11 protein-coding genes are annotated in these 13,533 nt (G+C 43.9%); 7 read left to right on the forward strand and 4 right to left on the reverse strand.

Annotated elements, in window-relative coordinates; translation table 11 throughout:
* Window positions 1-22: 22 nt before the first annotated feature.
* The 3 genes from KGMB01110_RS09185 (at window position 23) to KGMB01110_RS09195 (ending at window position 4,431) form a co-directional block, all read left to right on the forward strand.
* Window positions 23-1,810, forward strand: coding sequence for a sensor histidine kinase (locus KGMB01110_RS09185; RefSeq protein WP_119298092.1), 1,788 nt, complete (start codon window positions 23-25; stop codon window positions 1,808-1,810).
* A 316-nt stretch (window positions 1,811-2,126) separates the two neighbouring features.
* Window positions 2,127-2,474 (forward strand): Hpt domain-containing protein, encoded by a 348-nt coding sequence (locus KGMB01110_RS09190; protein ID WP_119298093.1) that lies wholly within the window; start codon window positions 2,127-2,129, stop codon window positions 2,472-2,474.
* Between the two features lie 28 nt (window positions 2,475-2,502).
* Window positions 2,503-4,431 carry a diguanylate cyclase gene (locus tag KGMB01110_RS09195; protein WP_119298094.1) on the forward strand — a complete coding sequence of 643 codons (1,929 nt, stop codon included), beginning with the start codon at window positions 2,503-2,505 and terminating at the stop codon, window positions 4,429-4,431.
* Window positions 4,432-4,495: 64 nt separating this feature from the next.
* On the opposite strand, the gene KGMB01110_RS09200 is transcribed toward KGMB01110_RS09195, so the two are convergent.
* Window positions 4,496-5,404, reverse strand: a complete 909-nt coding sequence (locus KGMB01110_RS09200) for a LysR family transcriptional regulator (RefSeq protein WP_119298095.1) — start codon at window positions 5,402-5,404, stop codon at window positions 4,496-4,498.
* A gap of 202 nt (window positions 5,405-5,606) precedes the next feature.
* Here KGMB01110_RS09200 and KGMB01110_RS09205 point away from each other — a divergent pair, with 202 nt between their 5' ends.
* Both KGMB01110_RS09205 and KGMB01110_RS09210 read left to right on the forward strand, forming a co-directional pair.
* Window positions 5,607-6,743: a YkvI family membrane protein gene (locus KGMB01110_RS09205; RefSeq protein ID WP_119298096.1), complete on the forward strand. Its 1,137-nt coding sequence runs from the start codon at window positions 5,607-5,609 to the stop codon at window positions 6,741-6,743.
* A gap of 47 nt (window positions 6,744-6,790) precedes the next feature.
* A complete protein-coding gene (locus tag KGMB01110_RS09210) occupies window positions 6,791-7,630 on the forward strand; it encodes an aminotransferase class IV (RefSeq protein ID WP_119298097.1) in 840 nt (279 codons plus the stop codon).
* Between the two features lie 105 nt (window positions 7,631-7,735).
* Here KGMB01110_RS09210 and KGMB01110_RS09215 read toward each other — a convergent pair whose 3' ends face one another.
* The 3 genes from KGMB01110_RS09215 to KGMB01110_RS09225 all read right to left on the reverse strand — a co-directional run bounded on the left by KGMB01110_RS09215 (window position 7,736) and on the right by KGMB01110_RS09225 (window position 11,520).
* Window positions 7,736-8,035 (reverse strand): nucleotidyltransferase family protein, encoded by a 300-nt coding sequence (locus KGMB01110_RS09215; protein ID WP_117604012.1) that lies wholly within the window; start codon window positions 8,033-8,035, stop codon window positions 7,736-7,738.
* A gap of 233 nt (window positions 8,036-8,268) precedes the next feature.
* Entirely contained in the window at window positions 8,269-10,248 is a 1,980-nt protein-coding gene (locus tag KGMB01110_RS09220; RefSeq protein WP_119298098.1) for an oxidoreductase, read from the reverse strand.
* An 81-nt stretch (window positions 10,249-10,329) separates the two neighbouring features.
* Window positions 10,330-11,520 carry a MalY/PatB family protein gene (locus KGMB01110_RS09225; protein WP_119298099.1) on the reverse strand — a complete coding sequence of 397 codons (1,191 nt, stop codon included), beginning with the start codon at window positions 11,518-11,520 and terminating at the stop codon, window positions 10,330-10,332.
* A gap of 296 nt (window positions 11,521-11,816) precedes the next feature.
* On the opposite strand from KGMB01110_RS09225, the gene KGMB01110_RS09230 reads away from it, so the two are divergent.
* A complete protein-coding gene (locus KGMB01110_RS09230; RefSeq protein WP_119298100.1) occupies window positions 11,817-12,926 on the forward strand; it encodes a YkvI family membrane protein in 1,110 nt (369 codons plus the stop codon).
* 53 nt (window positions 12,927-12,979) lie between these two features.
* Window positions 12,980-13,489, forward strand: a complete 510-nt coding sequence (locus KGMB01110_RS09235; protein ID WP_119298101.1) for a MarR family winged helix-turn-helix transcriptional regulator — start codon at window positions 12,980-12,982, stop codon at window positions 13,487-13,489.
* Window positions 13,490-13,533: the final 44 nt, after the last annotated feature.

Raw genomic sequence — 13,533 nt, forward strand, 5'->3', positions numbered from 1 at the left:
GCGCACAGAGGAGGAATGGAACATGAAAAAGATTTATTTCCTATTCTTTTTATCTCTGTGCATCTTTTTTGCACATTTTGAGCTGGAAAAGCCGGAGGAAACGGATCAGATCAATCAGGTCAGACACCTTCATTTTGCTGGAGAGTATCAGGTGGCAGATTCGGAAGAATGGATGGAATACCGGGATGGGAAAACGCAGATTCCGGCGACAAAAAGTTTGCTGCTAAAAGGGTACATCAGGGAAAAAGTTCCGCGGGAAAAAGAGATCATGATGCAGCTTTACCGGTTGAATTTGGATCTTTATGTCAACGGCACACTGGTCTACCATAGTTCCGGACAGAAATATGTGGACTGGAAACGGATCGAGGGTGTGAAGATTACACCGGACGATGAAGTGATGATCCGGCTGGAACAGGATCCGGATAATGCTTATGCAGGAGCGTATGACAATTTCTTTTCCAAATGGTGCTATGGAACCAGTTTTGGTCTGTTGAAACAACAGCTTCGTGAAAACATCGGACGGATCCTGATGTGCGGCTTCTTTCTGATTATGGGTGTGGCACTGGTGTTTGTGGTGTTGGGCCTTTATTATTTTCGGGCAGTGGAGATGAGAGGGTATCTGGCGTGTGGATTTTTATTAATATCCGGTGGGGCCTTTGCGTTTATTGATTATGATTACATTACCTTGCTTTTTGACAATGCATGGGCGGTCAATACCGTAGATTTTGCGTTGCAGATCCTGGTCTGTACTTTTCTTTTGATGTATCTGAAAAGCTATTTCCGCACAGAAAAATATGTCCGGGTTGCCAACAGGCTTTTTGGAGGCTGGGTGATTCTTGCAAGCCTGTATTTTGTGCTGAGAGCTATGCATGTGATTTCTTTTAATGATGTGCCGGGACATATGGTAGCGATTCTGGTAGCATTGATTGCAGTGGGAAGTTATCATCTGGTTCGGGAGTATTATACTTACAGGGAAAAACGGATGGAATATGTGCTGATTTCCGGTTTGATCTTGTCGGTGTTTACTACAGTGGAATTGTTGAATTACCATATGACCAATGCGTTTTGGATCACCAGCTTTCAGACGGGACTGTTTTGTTTTGCATTGGTACAGTTCTGGGTGTTGTTAAAATATCTGTCGGACCGGATTGTGAAATCAGAACAGGTGCGCTGGCTGCAACAGGAAAATATGAAAAAGGATGCAGAGAATGCACGACTGGAGCTTGCAGTGATGCAAAATCAGGTTTCCGTAATGCTGAGCCAGATTCAGCCGCATTTCCTGTACAATTCGTTGAGTACAATCCAGATTCTTTGTCAGATGGACCCAGCCCTGGCGCAGGAAGCGATGGGACATTTTATCCAGTATCTGCGGGCAAATTTGGATTCTCTGAACCAGAAAGACAGTATTCCTTTCGAGCAGGAACTGAATCATGTGAAAAATTATCTCTATATCGAAAAGCTTCGATTTGGCAGAAAACTGGAAGTTGTCTATGAACTGGAAAGGAAAGCGTTTACATGTCCGTCACTTTGTTTGCAGACTATGGTAGAAAATGCGGTGAAGCATGGTGTGTGCAACAAAAAAGGAGGAGGAACCATATGGATCCGAAGTTATGAAACGTCACAGGGAATCTGCGTGGAAGTGGAAGATAATGGCGTGGGTTTTGATCCCGGTCAGGTGCCACAGGATGGTCAGTCTCATATCGGGATCATAAATACCAGGCGGAGAGTAGAGGACGCGGGAGGAAGCCTTGAAATTCAAAGTAAGATCGGAGAAGGAACGAAAGTGCGGATTTTGTTGCCAGCAAAATAAATGAAACAGGAAAATAGATAGAAAAGCCATAAAATCACCTTGGTAGAGGGGATTTTTGTCTTGCGGCGGTTCTGTAAATCTTCTATAATAATAGATGAAAGAAATGGAATTTGGCCGTAAAAATACAAAGAAATCTGAACGGAAAAAGAGCCATGCCTAGTGCATGGCTTTCTTCGCATTTTCGAGGGATACGACAAATGGTTCCGCTAACTTTTTCGGTTGATTTACGCAAAGCATGTTTCTCATAGTTTCAAGGCGAATTAAGTAGAGTAAGTCAGGTACATTTCCGGAAGCGTCAGAAAGGATGGTAAATATTATGAATATACAGGAATGTTATCAGGAGATGGGTGGAAATTATCAGGATGTGATCGGACGTCTGGGAAGTGAAGCGTTTGTAGAAAAATTTGCCCGTCGGTTTCTGGATGATAAAAGTTTTCAGATGATTAAAGATGGAATCGAGACGCAGGATGCAGAACTTGCATTTCGCGGAGCCCATACACTGAAAGGAGTCTGTATGAATCTTGGATTTCAGACATTGTACGAAGTGAGCCGGGAACTGACAGAGATTCTGAGAGGTCGGGAACTGGTTGGATATGAAGAAGCACTGGAAAAGGTACAAGAGCAGTACGATCGTACGATCGGCGCGATTCAGAAACTGGGGTAAGTAAAGTCAGGTTGAGGGAAAAACAGGAATGAATTTGGATTATAGAATGTCGAAAGAGCAGGCAAAGCAGCAGATTCAGCTTTTTCGTACATTATACGACGATGTAAAGATAGAGAAAGCTGAACAAGGAAAGAAAGATCCGTTTTTTCAGGAGGTACTGGAGAAAAAAGATCAGGCAACAAGGCTGGAATATGCGGGAGAAAAGATTCTGGAGCTAACGCTTCGTTATGCGGAAATTGATGGGGAAGTCTGTCTGATCAAAATGATTCGTCGTCTGGATACAGAGCAGATGAAAAATAAGGAGTCCTGGCAGAAGGAAAGTGAAGAGCGCAGTGCGTTATATGATGCGCTTTATATCGATGCACTGACCGGGGCGTACAACCGCAGATATTATGAGGATAAATTAAGAAAGAAAGAGCTGGAAGCCGGAGTCGCCATGATGGATCTGGATGACTTTAAGCTGGCCAATGACACCTTTGGACATGAAATCGGGGATTTGTTTCTGATTACGGTGGTTCGTGTGATCAAGTCGGTGATCCGTAAGACGGATGCTCTGATTCGGTTTGGTGGAGACGAGTTCCTTCTGGTAATGCCGGGGATTGCAGAGGAGATTTTTGAAAAGAAATTAAAAGAGATCCGGCGGAGATTACAGGAATCAAAGATTCCGGCGATCGAAGGATTTGAGCTGTCCGCCAGCATCGGTGCTGCTATGGCAAAGAAACAGAAGATCGAAGAGGTAGTGAAACGGGCGGATCAGATGATGTATCAGGCGAAAAGCGTGAAAAATACCATCACGACCGAGTGGAAACATGTGGAACCGTTGGAAGGATTCAAGGAAAACGCAGGCAGCAAAAAGCAACGGCAGAAAGTCCTGATCGTGGATGACTCAGAGATGAACCGGATCATTCTCCATGAAATGTTGTGTGAGGAATTCGATATGATCGAAGCGACCAACGGACGGGAAGGTCTGGATATCTTGGAGAGGGAAGGAAGACACATCTCGTTGGTGCTTCTGGATATTGTAATGCCGGTGATGGATGGATTCGGTGTCTTGAAACGAATGAAAGAGAGACGGATGATCGAAGAAATTCCGGTCATCGTGATTTCGGCAGAAGTTTCCATTCCGACGATTCGGCAGACGTATGAGATGGGTGTTGCGGATTATATCAGCAGACCGTTTGATGCACAGATTGTTTACAACCGTGTGTTCAATACCATTAAGCTGTACGCAAAACAGAGACGGTTGATGAAGATCCTGACGGATCAGGCGAGGGAAAAAGAACGTGGGCAGAAGATTATGGTGGATATCTTAAGCCAGATCGTAGAATTCAGAAATGGTGAAAGTGGTCCTCATGTCAGACATATCAATATTCTGACTCAAATGTTGTTGGAACAACTGGAACAGCAGACGGAGCAGTATCAGATTTCACCGATGCAAAGAGATCTGATTGTACTGGCATCGTCCCTGCATGATATTGGAAAAATCGGAATTTCAGAGAAGATCCTGAACAAACCGGGACCGCTTACGGCTGAAGAGTATAATGAGATGAAGAAGCATACCCTGATCGGTGCACAGATTTTGAAAAATCTGGAAATTTACAAGGATGAGCCGCTGGTAAAGGTGGCATACAAGATCTGCAGGTGGCATCATGAACGGTTTGATGGGAATGGCTATCCAGATGGAATGGAAGGTAATATGATTCCAATCGCCGCACAGGTGGTTTCTGTGGCAGATGCCTATGATGCACTGGTTTCAGAGCGGACCTACGGAAAAGGGATTCCGTCGAATCAGGCAATCCGAATGATGAAGGACGGAGAGTGCGGAGCATTTAATCCGATTCTGATTCGTTGCCTGGAGATTATTCAGGATGAGATCCCGGAAAAGGTTTATAACCGGAAGACTTTAAGCGATAATGAGGGAACAGCAGAAGAGCGGATGCATCATATTGTTTCGTAACATCTGATGCTGTTTGAAAATGCAGGCTTCAGGAAAGGGACTGAAGCAGAGAGAAAGCCATATTTCACCGGAAATCCACACCAATCCAGTCCAGGTATGTGGAGATCAGAGGATTATCCATTTCCTTTTTCCAGCAGATTCCAAAGTCCAGTGTCTCTGGAGTTCCGTCAGATTTTACGAGGGGAACGAATCGGAGATTGGGCGCATCCTTGTAATACTGAACGGCATACTGAGGGACGGTGGCGACGCCAAGTCCGATGGAGACAGACATGAGAATGGTCTGGATCTCCCGTTCCCAGCGGATAATATTGGGGATAAATCCACCACGGTCATGGCAGAGCAGCACCTCTTCGGTCTCTTCCTGAGGGCGGCCTTCCGGCTGCATGATAATAAATTCCTCCCCGGACAGATCCCGATATTCACAATTCTGTCGATTTTCCAGTGGATGTCCGGGATAAATGGTCAGATACAGGGGCATTTTCTCCAGAAAGAAGGTATTCATATCTTCCGGAGTTTTCCCGTAGTAGGGAAGCAGACTGTAGGCGATATCACATTCCTGATTTTCCAGTTGCTCATAAAGGGTACTCATATTGCTGCGGAGAAAATGGATGGCAATATTAGGATTATTTTCATGGAAATTTCGAAGAACAGTAGAAATGTTACTCTGCTCGTATCCACGGATAAATCCTACAGTCAGAGTTCCGGCTATCCCGCTGGAAGCAATATTAGCGAGCCGTCTGGCTTCACTCAGTTTGCTGATAATTTCTTCTGCTTCTTTCAGGTAAATCTTTCCGGCAGGGGTTAACTCCACGTGGTGCTTATCACGCTCCAGAAGCTGAACTCCCAGATTTTTCTCCAGTGCCTTGATCTGTAAGGAGATGGCAGTCTGAGAAATAAAGCATTGTTTTGCGGCTTTTGTAAAGTTTTTCTCCCGTGCAACGGCGATAAAATAATCCAGCTGTTGTGTGTTCATAATCTTTCTCCTCTTCTTTTGTTGTCAAACATACGATAAAATATCCAGTGATCTTCTTTAGTGATTAAGCAAATGACAAAATATCTGGTGTCTTTTTTAGTAATAAGTTTTAGTTAATTATAAGATGTAAAAACGTTATTGGCAAATGTTCTTTCCACTTATTATAATATAAGACATGGAATTCTAAAGGAGAGAAAAGATTATGAAGAAATTTTTTGAAGGAGGCTACGCAAGATACGTGCTTCCAGGAGTATTAGTACAGTCTATGCTGATCGGCGGAGGCTATGCAACCGGACGTGAGATTTTCTCATACGGTGCAAAATTTGGAGCAATGGGATGGATTTCAGGTGTTACAATCTGTGTCGGGTTCGCACTGTTTGCATTTCTGGCATATGAAATCTGCCGAATTTATAAAGTGTATGATTATAAAAATTACATCAAACAGGTGATCGGACCTCTGTGGCCGATAATGGATGTGCTGAATATCCTGATCATGACCCTTCTGATTTCGGTTATGGCCGCAACTACAGGAAGTATTTTTGCACAGGCAGGACTCCCGGATATTCTGGGATCTGTTGTGGTCGTTGTGGTGTGTGGTATCCTGAATTTTAAAGGAGAAAAGATTATTGAGAAGTTTGAAACCATCGGGACGGTACTTCTGTATCTGGGATATATTTTGTTTACCATTCTGGTGCTGGCAAAACGTGGAAGTAATATTGGGCAGGTTTTTGCCAATATGGATACCAGCGCATACGATGGACATGTGACGGTAGGACTTTGTATCTGGACCGGGATTCTTTACATTGCCTACAACATTCTGATCATTCCGACCAGTATGTTTTCCCTGAAACGTCAGACGAAGAGAAAAGAGACACTGATTTCCGGAATCATTGCCGGACTTCTGACCACAATCCCGTGGTTCCTGTCTTATTTTGCAATGATGTGCTACTATGGGGATGAAAGTGTGGTAGGTGCAGATGTGACAACTCCGTGGGTAGAGATGATCAAAGGTGTCAACGGCGGAACCTGGCTGATCGTACTGTTCAGTATCGTAATGGGATGGACGCTGGTAGAGACAGCAACCGGCGGAATCCATGTTATCATTGACCGTTTTGATATTTCACGGGAAGAAAAAGGAAAAGCAAAGATGACGGATGCACAGAGAGGTCTGGTGACGGTGGTTACCTTAACAGCAGCACTGCTGCTTTCCAGAGTGGGCGTGATCACGTTGATCGAAAAAGGATACAGCCTGTTGTCATACGGATTTATCCTGTTCTTCCTGATCCCGACACTGTTTGTGGGCGGATACAAGATCATTACATATAAAGGGGACAAATAAGACTCTTTAATTTTAGCGAGAAGAGAAAAAGAAAGAAGGAAACTGCAATGAAAGAGGTAGGTTATTACAATGGAGAGATCGGAGCATTGGAGAAAATGAAGATTCCGATGTTGGATCGAGCCGTATATTTTGGGGATGGCTGTTATGATGCAACAACCTTTGCAAACAACCATATTTTCGGAAAGAAAGATCATTTTGACCGGTTCTATAACAGTTGCAGACTGCTGGATATCAACTTCACGATGAGCAGAGAAGAGCTGGAAACAGAGTTGCAGAAATGTATCGATGCCAACGAACTGGATCATGGAATGCTGTACTGGCAGGCTTCCCGGGGAACCGGACTGAGAAGCCACAACTATCCGGCAGATATCAAGCCAAATCTGATGGCATTTACAGTGCCTTGCGAACTGTATCCGATGGACAAGACCATGAAGCTGATTTCCATGGAAGACATTCGATTCCTGATGTGCAACGTGAAGACGCTGAATCTGATTCCAAGCGTGCAGGCTTATCAGAAATGTATAGAAGAAGGATGTCAGGAGACTGTATTCCACAGAGGAGACAGAGTGACAGAGTGTGCACACAGCAATATTCTGATTATAAAAGACGGAGTTTTGCAGACACCTCCGCGAGACAACCTGATCCTTCCGGGAATCACACTAAAACACTTGTTGGAACTGGCGCAGGCAAATGGAATTCCAACAAAAGAGGAACCGTTTACGATGGAAGAGCTGAAGAATGCAGACGAAGTGATCGTCAGCAGTTCCGGTGGTCTGTGTATTCAGGCAGTGGAATTGGACGGAGCGCCAATCGGAGGAAAAGATCCAAAGACATTAAAGATATTACAGGATGCGTATACCAGATTTTATGCAGAAGATACGAAGTAGATAGGATGAACAGCCAATTTGTTCGAGAACAGAGCGTTCTTAAATGAGTTGGCTGTTTTTTATAGTTTTTATGGGAGGCATAAGGAGAAAAATATAGCAAATCAATTATAGGATGTTCATCGCTTTCAAATAATCTTTAACGAGATTATGGAATTTTTCATAATCAATCAGAAGGACAGAAAGAACTTTATTGTATTCCAATTCTAAGTCAACAATGAAATCTGTCATAACATCGTGCATATTTTTAGTGTATCCACTTATGATAACCGCAATATCGATATCTGAGTCGGAGGTTTGGGTTCCTCGCGCAACAGAGCCATATAGGATAATGCTATTAATAGAATCATGAAAAATATTTAAAAGGCCTGGAATCAGTTTTTCAAACATTTCTGCATAGTTCTCCATTTACATATCTCCTTCCTATCACTATTGATGCCTTTTTTTTTATCTTATTTCCATAATAAAATCAATCTATTCAAAACCAGTAGATTTGCTATATGATAGGGGATTTAGGATATTTTTGCAAAAAGGAAGGAGCATCGCTCCGTAACTGGTAAAGCAGTTATTTTGCGACACTCCCTTTTATCTATTTCTTTAGGAGTTTTACATAGAAGCAGGCATAATGTAATGCATGAGGATTACAGGTACAAAGCTGCATCGTATCCCTGGTGGACTGCAGTGCGGATCAGTCCCGGCTGATAGCAATCGCCGATACAATGGAAATCAATGACTGTATCACGCAATGTTTCTACGGTATCTTCATTTGCTGCGATACCGGTTGCGACAATGACTTTGTCGGCTTTCAATTCGATGCGGTTACCATCTTTGTCTTCGCAGATCATGCCGTCGTCGGTAATCTCCACGCATTTGGTGTTCAGCATGACATTGACATGATTCTTGTCGATGTTTGTCTGAAGAGCATCCAGCTGCATGGCGCCGGTTCCCGGGTATGGAGTATTTGGTCCGGAAGCCAGTGCATCGGACATTTCAACGATGGTAGACTTCTTTCCGGCAAGAGCCAGACCGATGGCACATTCTGCACCGGCGAATCCTCCGCCGAGTACCAGGATGTTTTCACCGATTTCCGGTTCATCTCTGTAATAATCTACGATCTGGATGGCTTTTTCAATGCCCTTGATCGGTGGCAGGATCGGATGACCGCCGACTGCGGCAAAGACTACATCCGGCTGGATCGTTTCGATCAGTTCAGGAGTTACTTCTGTGTTCAGACGGACATCTACGGCGCTCTTACCAAGTTGGTAGATCAGATAGTTTTTATATTTTCCAATTCGTTCTTTGAAAGATTCTTTTTCTACGATATTGAGCAGACCGCCTAATTTGTCATCTTTTTCGCAGAGAATGACTTCATGGCCGCGTTGGGAAGCGATGATGGCAGCTTCCATACCGGCAGGGCCGCCTCCTGCGATCAGGACTTTCTGTTTTTCCGTAGGCAACTGCATGAATTTATAGTCACTGTCCCGTCCGATCTGCGGATTTACGGAACAATGTATAGGAAGGTTGAAGTAACCACCGGTCATGCAGGCAAGACAACGCAGGCAGGGGCGGATGTCTTTCAGTTTTCCGTGCATGGCTTTTTTCGGAAAATCCGGATCGGCGATCAGAGCACGGGCCATGACGATGTAGTCGATTTTTCCTTCTTCCAGCCACTGTTCTACGAGTGCAGGGTCAGTGACCGCACCAACAGTACCCACAGGAATCTTCACCACTTTTTTAATCTCAACGGCAGCAGCCAGGTTGTGCCCTTCGTTCACATCAAACCAGGAAGGATCAGAAAGAATGGTGGTGTCGTGGAAATGAAGAGAGCCACAGGAGACCTGGATCATATCCACTCCGTGTGCTTCTAACATTTTACAGAACTCAATACTGTCTTCCAGTTGATAGCCGTCATACATGCCTTCTTTCCAGGAAATTCGTGCTTCGATGATGAAGTTAGGGCCGCAGTATTCACGGATTTTGTCCACGACCATCATGGTAAAGCGGGCACGGTTTTCCAGACTGCCGCCAAATTCATCGGTACGGGTGTTCAGAACCGGAGACAGGAACTGTGCCGGAAGCCAGCCGTGGCCGGCATGAAGCAGGACAGATTCAAATCCACAGTGTTTGGCGCGCAGCGCGACTTTTCCGTAACTGTCAGCAACTTTTTCGATGATCTCCAGAGGCATGGCGGTGATCTTGTGGCGACGGATTCCGTAACCGTCTTTCTGGTCAAACTCATCGATCATATCACTGGGACCGTAGTTGATACGGTTGTCTTCATGAAAATGCATACCGGTATGGACCAGTTCCATGGAAGCGTGAGCTCCGTGTGCCTGGATCGCACTTGCCAAATTGTAAAAGCCGGGTTCGTTTTCCTTATCCCATGCGCGGACTTTCGGGTTCCAGGAAATATCAGCGGTTTCATCGACCAGAACATCTCCAAGGCAGACAACCGCAGCACCACCCTGGGCTCTTCGCCTTAAGTAATCTATGTTCTTGATCACTAGATGACGGTTGTCGGTAAGTTCTTTCAATCCGGTCGGACCGGCGAAAATACGGTTGCGAAAAGTAGTTTTCTTTACTTTTAAAGGGCTAAATAACATTGGGAAATATGGATTCATAATCAATCTCTCCTTTATCAAATCTTATAAAATCTCTAATAGTTTTCTAATAGTTTTCTAATAGTTTTAATACGTCATAACTTAAAACCCCCGTTTTCGGTAAGCGTCATACAGCTGGGTGAGACCTTTTTCTAACAGTTGGCGGGAACAGCCGATATTCAGACGCATAAATCCCTCTCCGTCTCCACCAAACCAGGCACCTACATCCAGAGCAATGTTGCCTTCCATCAGACAGAATTTCTGAAGTTCTTCTGCAGAAAGGTTCAGATCACGGAAATCTAACCACAGCAGATAAGTAGCATCCGGCTTCTGGCATTTGATCTTTGGCATATGTTCTTTCAGAAACTGGTCCACAAACAGGTAATTGTCCCAAAGATAATCGATCAGCTGTTCCAGATATTCCTCACATTCCGGATCTGAATAAGCTGCCTGAAATGCGGTGGCACCAAACAGATTGGTGATATAAAGAACTCGCTTCGTGGTTTCTGCTTCAAATTTCTTACGGAGTGTCTCGTTCGGAATAATGATAGCAGACAGCTGGAGTCCTGCAATGTTAAAGGTTTTGGAAGGAGAAGCGGCAACGATACAGTTGGCTTCAATCTCTTTGCTGATGGCAGCAATAGAGTGGAACGTGCGGTGTCTGTACACCAGATCGGAATGAATCTCATCTACAGCCAGTATCACATGATGCTTTACGCAGATCTCTCCGATGCGGCGAAGCTCTTCTTTAGTTAAAACACGGGATACCGGGTTGAGCGGATGGCAGAACAAAAGGAGTTTATTTTCCGGTCTGGCAGCCAGCGTTTCCAGCTCTTCAAAATTAATATTCCATTTTTCACCATCGAAGATCAGATCATTTTTCACAAGATTGCGGCCGTTGTTGATGACAGACTCCCGAAAAGGATAGTAGACTGGTGGCTGGATAATGACTCCGTCTCCTGGCTCTGTAAAAGCGGCAACCATTGCGCTGAGAGCAGGGACGATACCATTGGTAAAAGTAACCCAGGAAGGATCTGCTTTCCAGTGATTGCGCTTCAGTTCCCACGCAGCGATCAGTGCTCTGGAATCATCGGAGACTTTGGAGTATCCGTAGATCGGATGAGCGGCACGTTCCTGTACTGCTTTTACGATGGGACGGGGACAGGGAAAATCGGTGTCTGCGATCCAGTAAGGAAGCGCGTCTGGATTCTCCGGATAATCGATGCTGCGTCCGTCCCATTTGTAGCTGAGGGTTCCATTGCGGTCAATCATTTCATCAAAGTTATACTTCATTATAGTTGTTCCTCATTTCATGTAGTGTTACTAATTTAAGCGTATTAATTGTTAACGTATTTAAATAATAAATGGAATTTTTCAAAATTGCAATATCCTATTTTCACAAAAAGAGGAATGTCTTTTTGGTTATTTTTTTAACTACATTATTATAAATCTAAAAACAATTGAAAAGAGAAAAAATGCATTGACTTTTTCGGAAAGATGGCTTATTATGCAGGTAAGCATATTAATTGTTAATTACCTAAATAATATAAACGTGTTATCATTCCCAAGGAATGAGAAAGGGTAAAATCATGAGTGAAAAAAAGACAAAAGAATTTTCAGTTAAAACGCTGTTGATCCTTGCCGGATCTTATGTCTCTTTCGGAATCGGAGCAGGATTTGCCACGGGAGTTGAATTATTGCAGTTCTGGGCTCCTCACGGAGCTTCTGCCATCTTTGGACTGCTTATGTACTCTGCATTGATCTTGTTGTGTATTGCAGTGGTATCAAGAGACTGTAGAAAATATAAACTTACAAATATGGAAATGATGTACAAGCATTATTGCGGAAAATATATCGGAACAGCCCTTCAGTGGTTTAATACGCTGACCTTCTTTTTGATGGTGGGAAGTATGATCGCAGGTGGAGCGTCTTCACTTCATCAGACATTTAAAATTCCGGTCTTTGCCGGAAATACGATCATGTTGGTAGCAGTGCTTGGAACCAGCATGCTTGGTATGAAAAAACTGACAGACATTCTGGGAAATATTGCGCCGATCATTATGCTGGCTGTAGTGATCATCTGTATTTACAGCTGCATTCACGGTACAGACGGATTTGCGGCCGGGGATCAGCTGATCCGTGCAAAGAGCGGACTGTCTATGTCCAGCAACCTGTTCTTCTGTGCGTTTTTGAACTTCACATATGCAGTATTGAATATGAGTGCCTACAGTGCCAACGTATCAACCCGTGCTGATCATCAGAAAGAACTGGTATGGGGAAATGTCCTGGGACAGACTGTTACGGTATTATCTCAGATCTTTATTTTCATCGTATTTATCCTGAACGCCTCTATCGTTGCAGGAACAGACATTCCGCTTCTGATGCTGGCACAGAGACTGGGAACTGCATTCTATGCGTTCTATGGAATTATCTTGGTTCTGGCTACTTATACAACTGCAACAGGAATGGCCTGGGTAGCAGCTTCCAATATCCAGCCGGAGTCCAGCAAATGGTATAAACTGGCTGTAACAGCTGTTTGTATCGGAGCATTTATCTTTTCAAATTTCGGAACCTTTGGAGTTTTGATGAACTTCGTAATGAAGTTTGTATCTTACCTTGGCGTGGTGTTCTCTGTCTGCGTGATCGTGTCCAAGATTTACCGTGCAATGAAGGAATCCAAAGAAAATGTAGCAAATTAAAGCGTAGTCTGTTATAATAAGAGAAACAATAAGCAGAAATAAGGAGAACTGAAATGGGGAATCAGTATGAACAGTATAAGGAATTGCTCCAGAGTTTTGATAAGGGATATGAATTGTGCTATGAATATGATTCTATGCCGCATCAATATGGCGATGAAGTATTATATCAGTCAGAGATGCATTTCCTTGAAGTAGTGGGAGACACTCCGTCGATCACGATCACCGTGATTTCCCAGCAGCTCGGAAAGACTAAGAGTGCATGTTCGCAGATGGTGCGAAAACTTGTAAAAAAGGAACTCCTGACCCAGGAACGCAATGAAAAGAACAACCGGGAATATTATCTGAATCTGACGGAGCGCGGAAAAGAGATTTACGAAGTGCATAAAGAATTTGATGAGAAATGTATGCAGAGAACTTACAAAAGTCTGGCAGATTTTTCAGAGGAAGAGCTTCGAAGTTACATCTCCGTTCAGAAAACACTGAATCAGGTGTTTCAGAAGGATGTGGATGAGAACGGAGTCCTGGAAGTTGCGGGAAAAAGAAAAAAAAATAAGAGCAAATAAAAAGAATGACAAGCGAGAAGGCAGACCGGAAATATCAAAATCCG

Source organism: Mediterraneibacter butyricigenes, assembly GCF_003574295.1.
In the GTDB taxonomy this organism is placed as follows: Bacteria; Bacillota; Clostridia; order Lachnospirales; family Lachnospiraceae; genus Mediterraneibacter_A; species Mediterraneibacter_A butyricigenes.

Coding starts and splice junctions, on each gene's coding strand:
- KGMB01110_RS09185 (WP_119298092.1), top strand. CDS start 23: ATGAAAAAGATTTATTTCCTATTCTTTTTATCTCTGTGCATCTTTTTT.
- KGMB01110_RS09190 (WP_119298093.1), top strand. CDS start 2,127: ATGAATATACAGGAATGTTATCAGGAGATGGGTGGAAATTATCAGGAT.
- KGMB01110_RS09195 (WP_119298094.1), top strand. CDS start 2,503: ATGAATTTGGATTATAGAATGTCGAAAGAGCAGGCAAAGCAGCAGATT.
- KGMB01110_RS09200 (WP_119298095.1), bottom strand. CDS start 5,404: ATGAACACACAACAGCTGGATTATTTTATCGCCGTTGCACGGGAGAAA.
- KGMB01110_RS09205 (WP_119298096.1), top strand. CDS start 5,607: ATGAAGAAATTTTTTGAAGGAGGCTACGCAAGATACGTGCTTCCAGGA.
- KGMB01110_RS09210 (WP_119298097.1), top strand. CDS start 6,791: ATGAAAGAGGTAGGTTATTACAATGGAGAGATCGGAGCATTGGAGAAA.
- KGMB01110_RS09215 (WP_117604012.1), bottom strand. CDS start 8,035: ATGGAGAACTATGCAGAAATGTTTGAAAAACTGATTCCAGGCCTTTTA.
- KGMB01110_RS09220 (WP_119298098.1), bottom strand. CDS start 10,248: ATGAATCCATATTTCCCAATGTTATTTAGCCCTTTAAAAGTAAAGAAA.
- KGMB01110_RS09225 (WP_119298099.1), bottom strand. CDS start 11,520: ATGAAGTATAACTTTGATGAAATGATTGACCGCAATGGAACCCTCAGC.
- KGMB01110_RS09230 (WP_119298100.1), top strand. CDS start 11,817: ATGAGTGAAAAAAAGACAAAAGAATTTTCAGTTAAAACGCTGTTGATC.
- KGMB01110_RS09235 (WP_119298101.1), top strand. CDS start 12,980: ATGGGGAATCAGTATGAACAGTATAAGGAATTGCTCCAGAGTTTTGAT.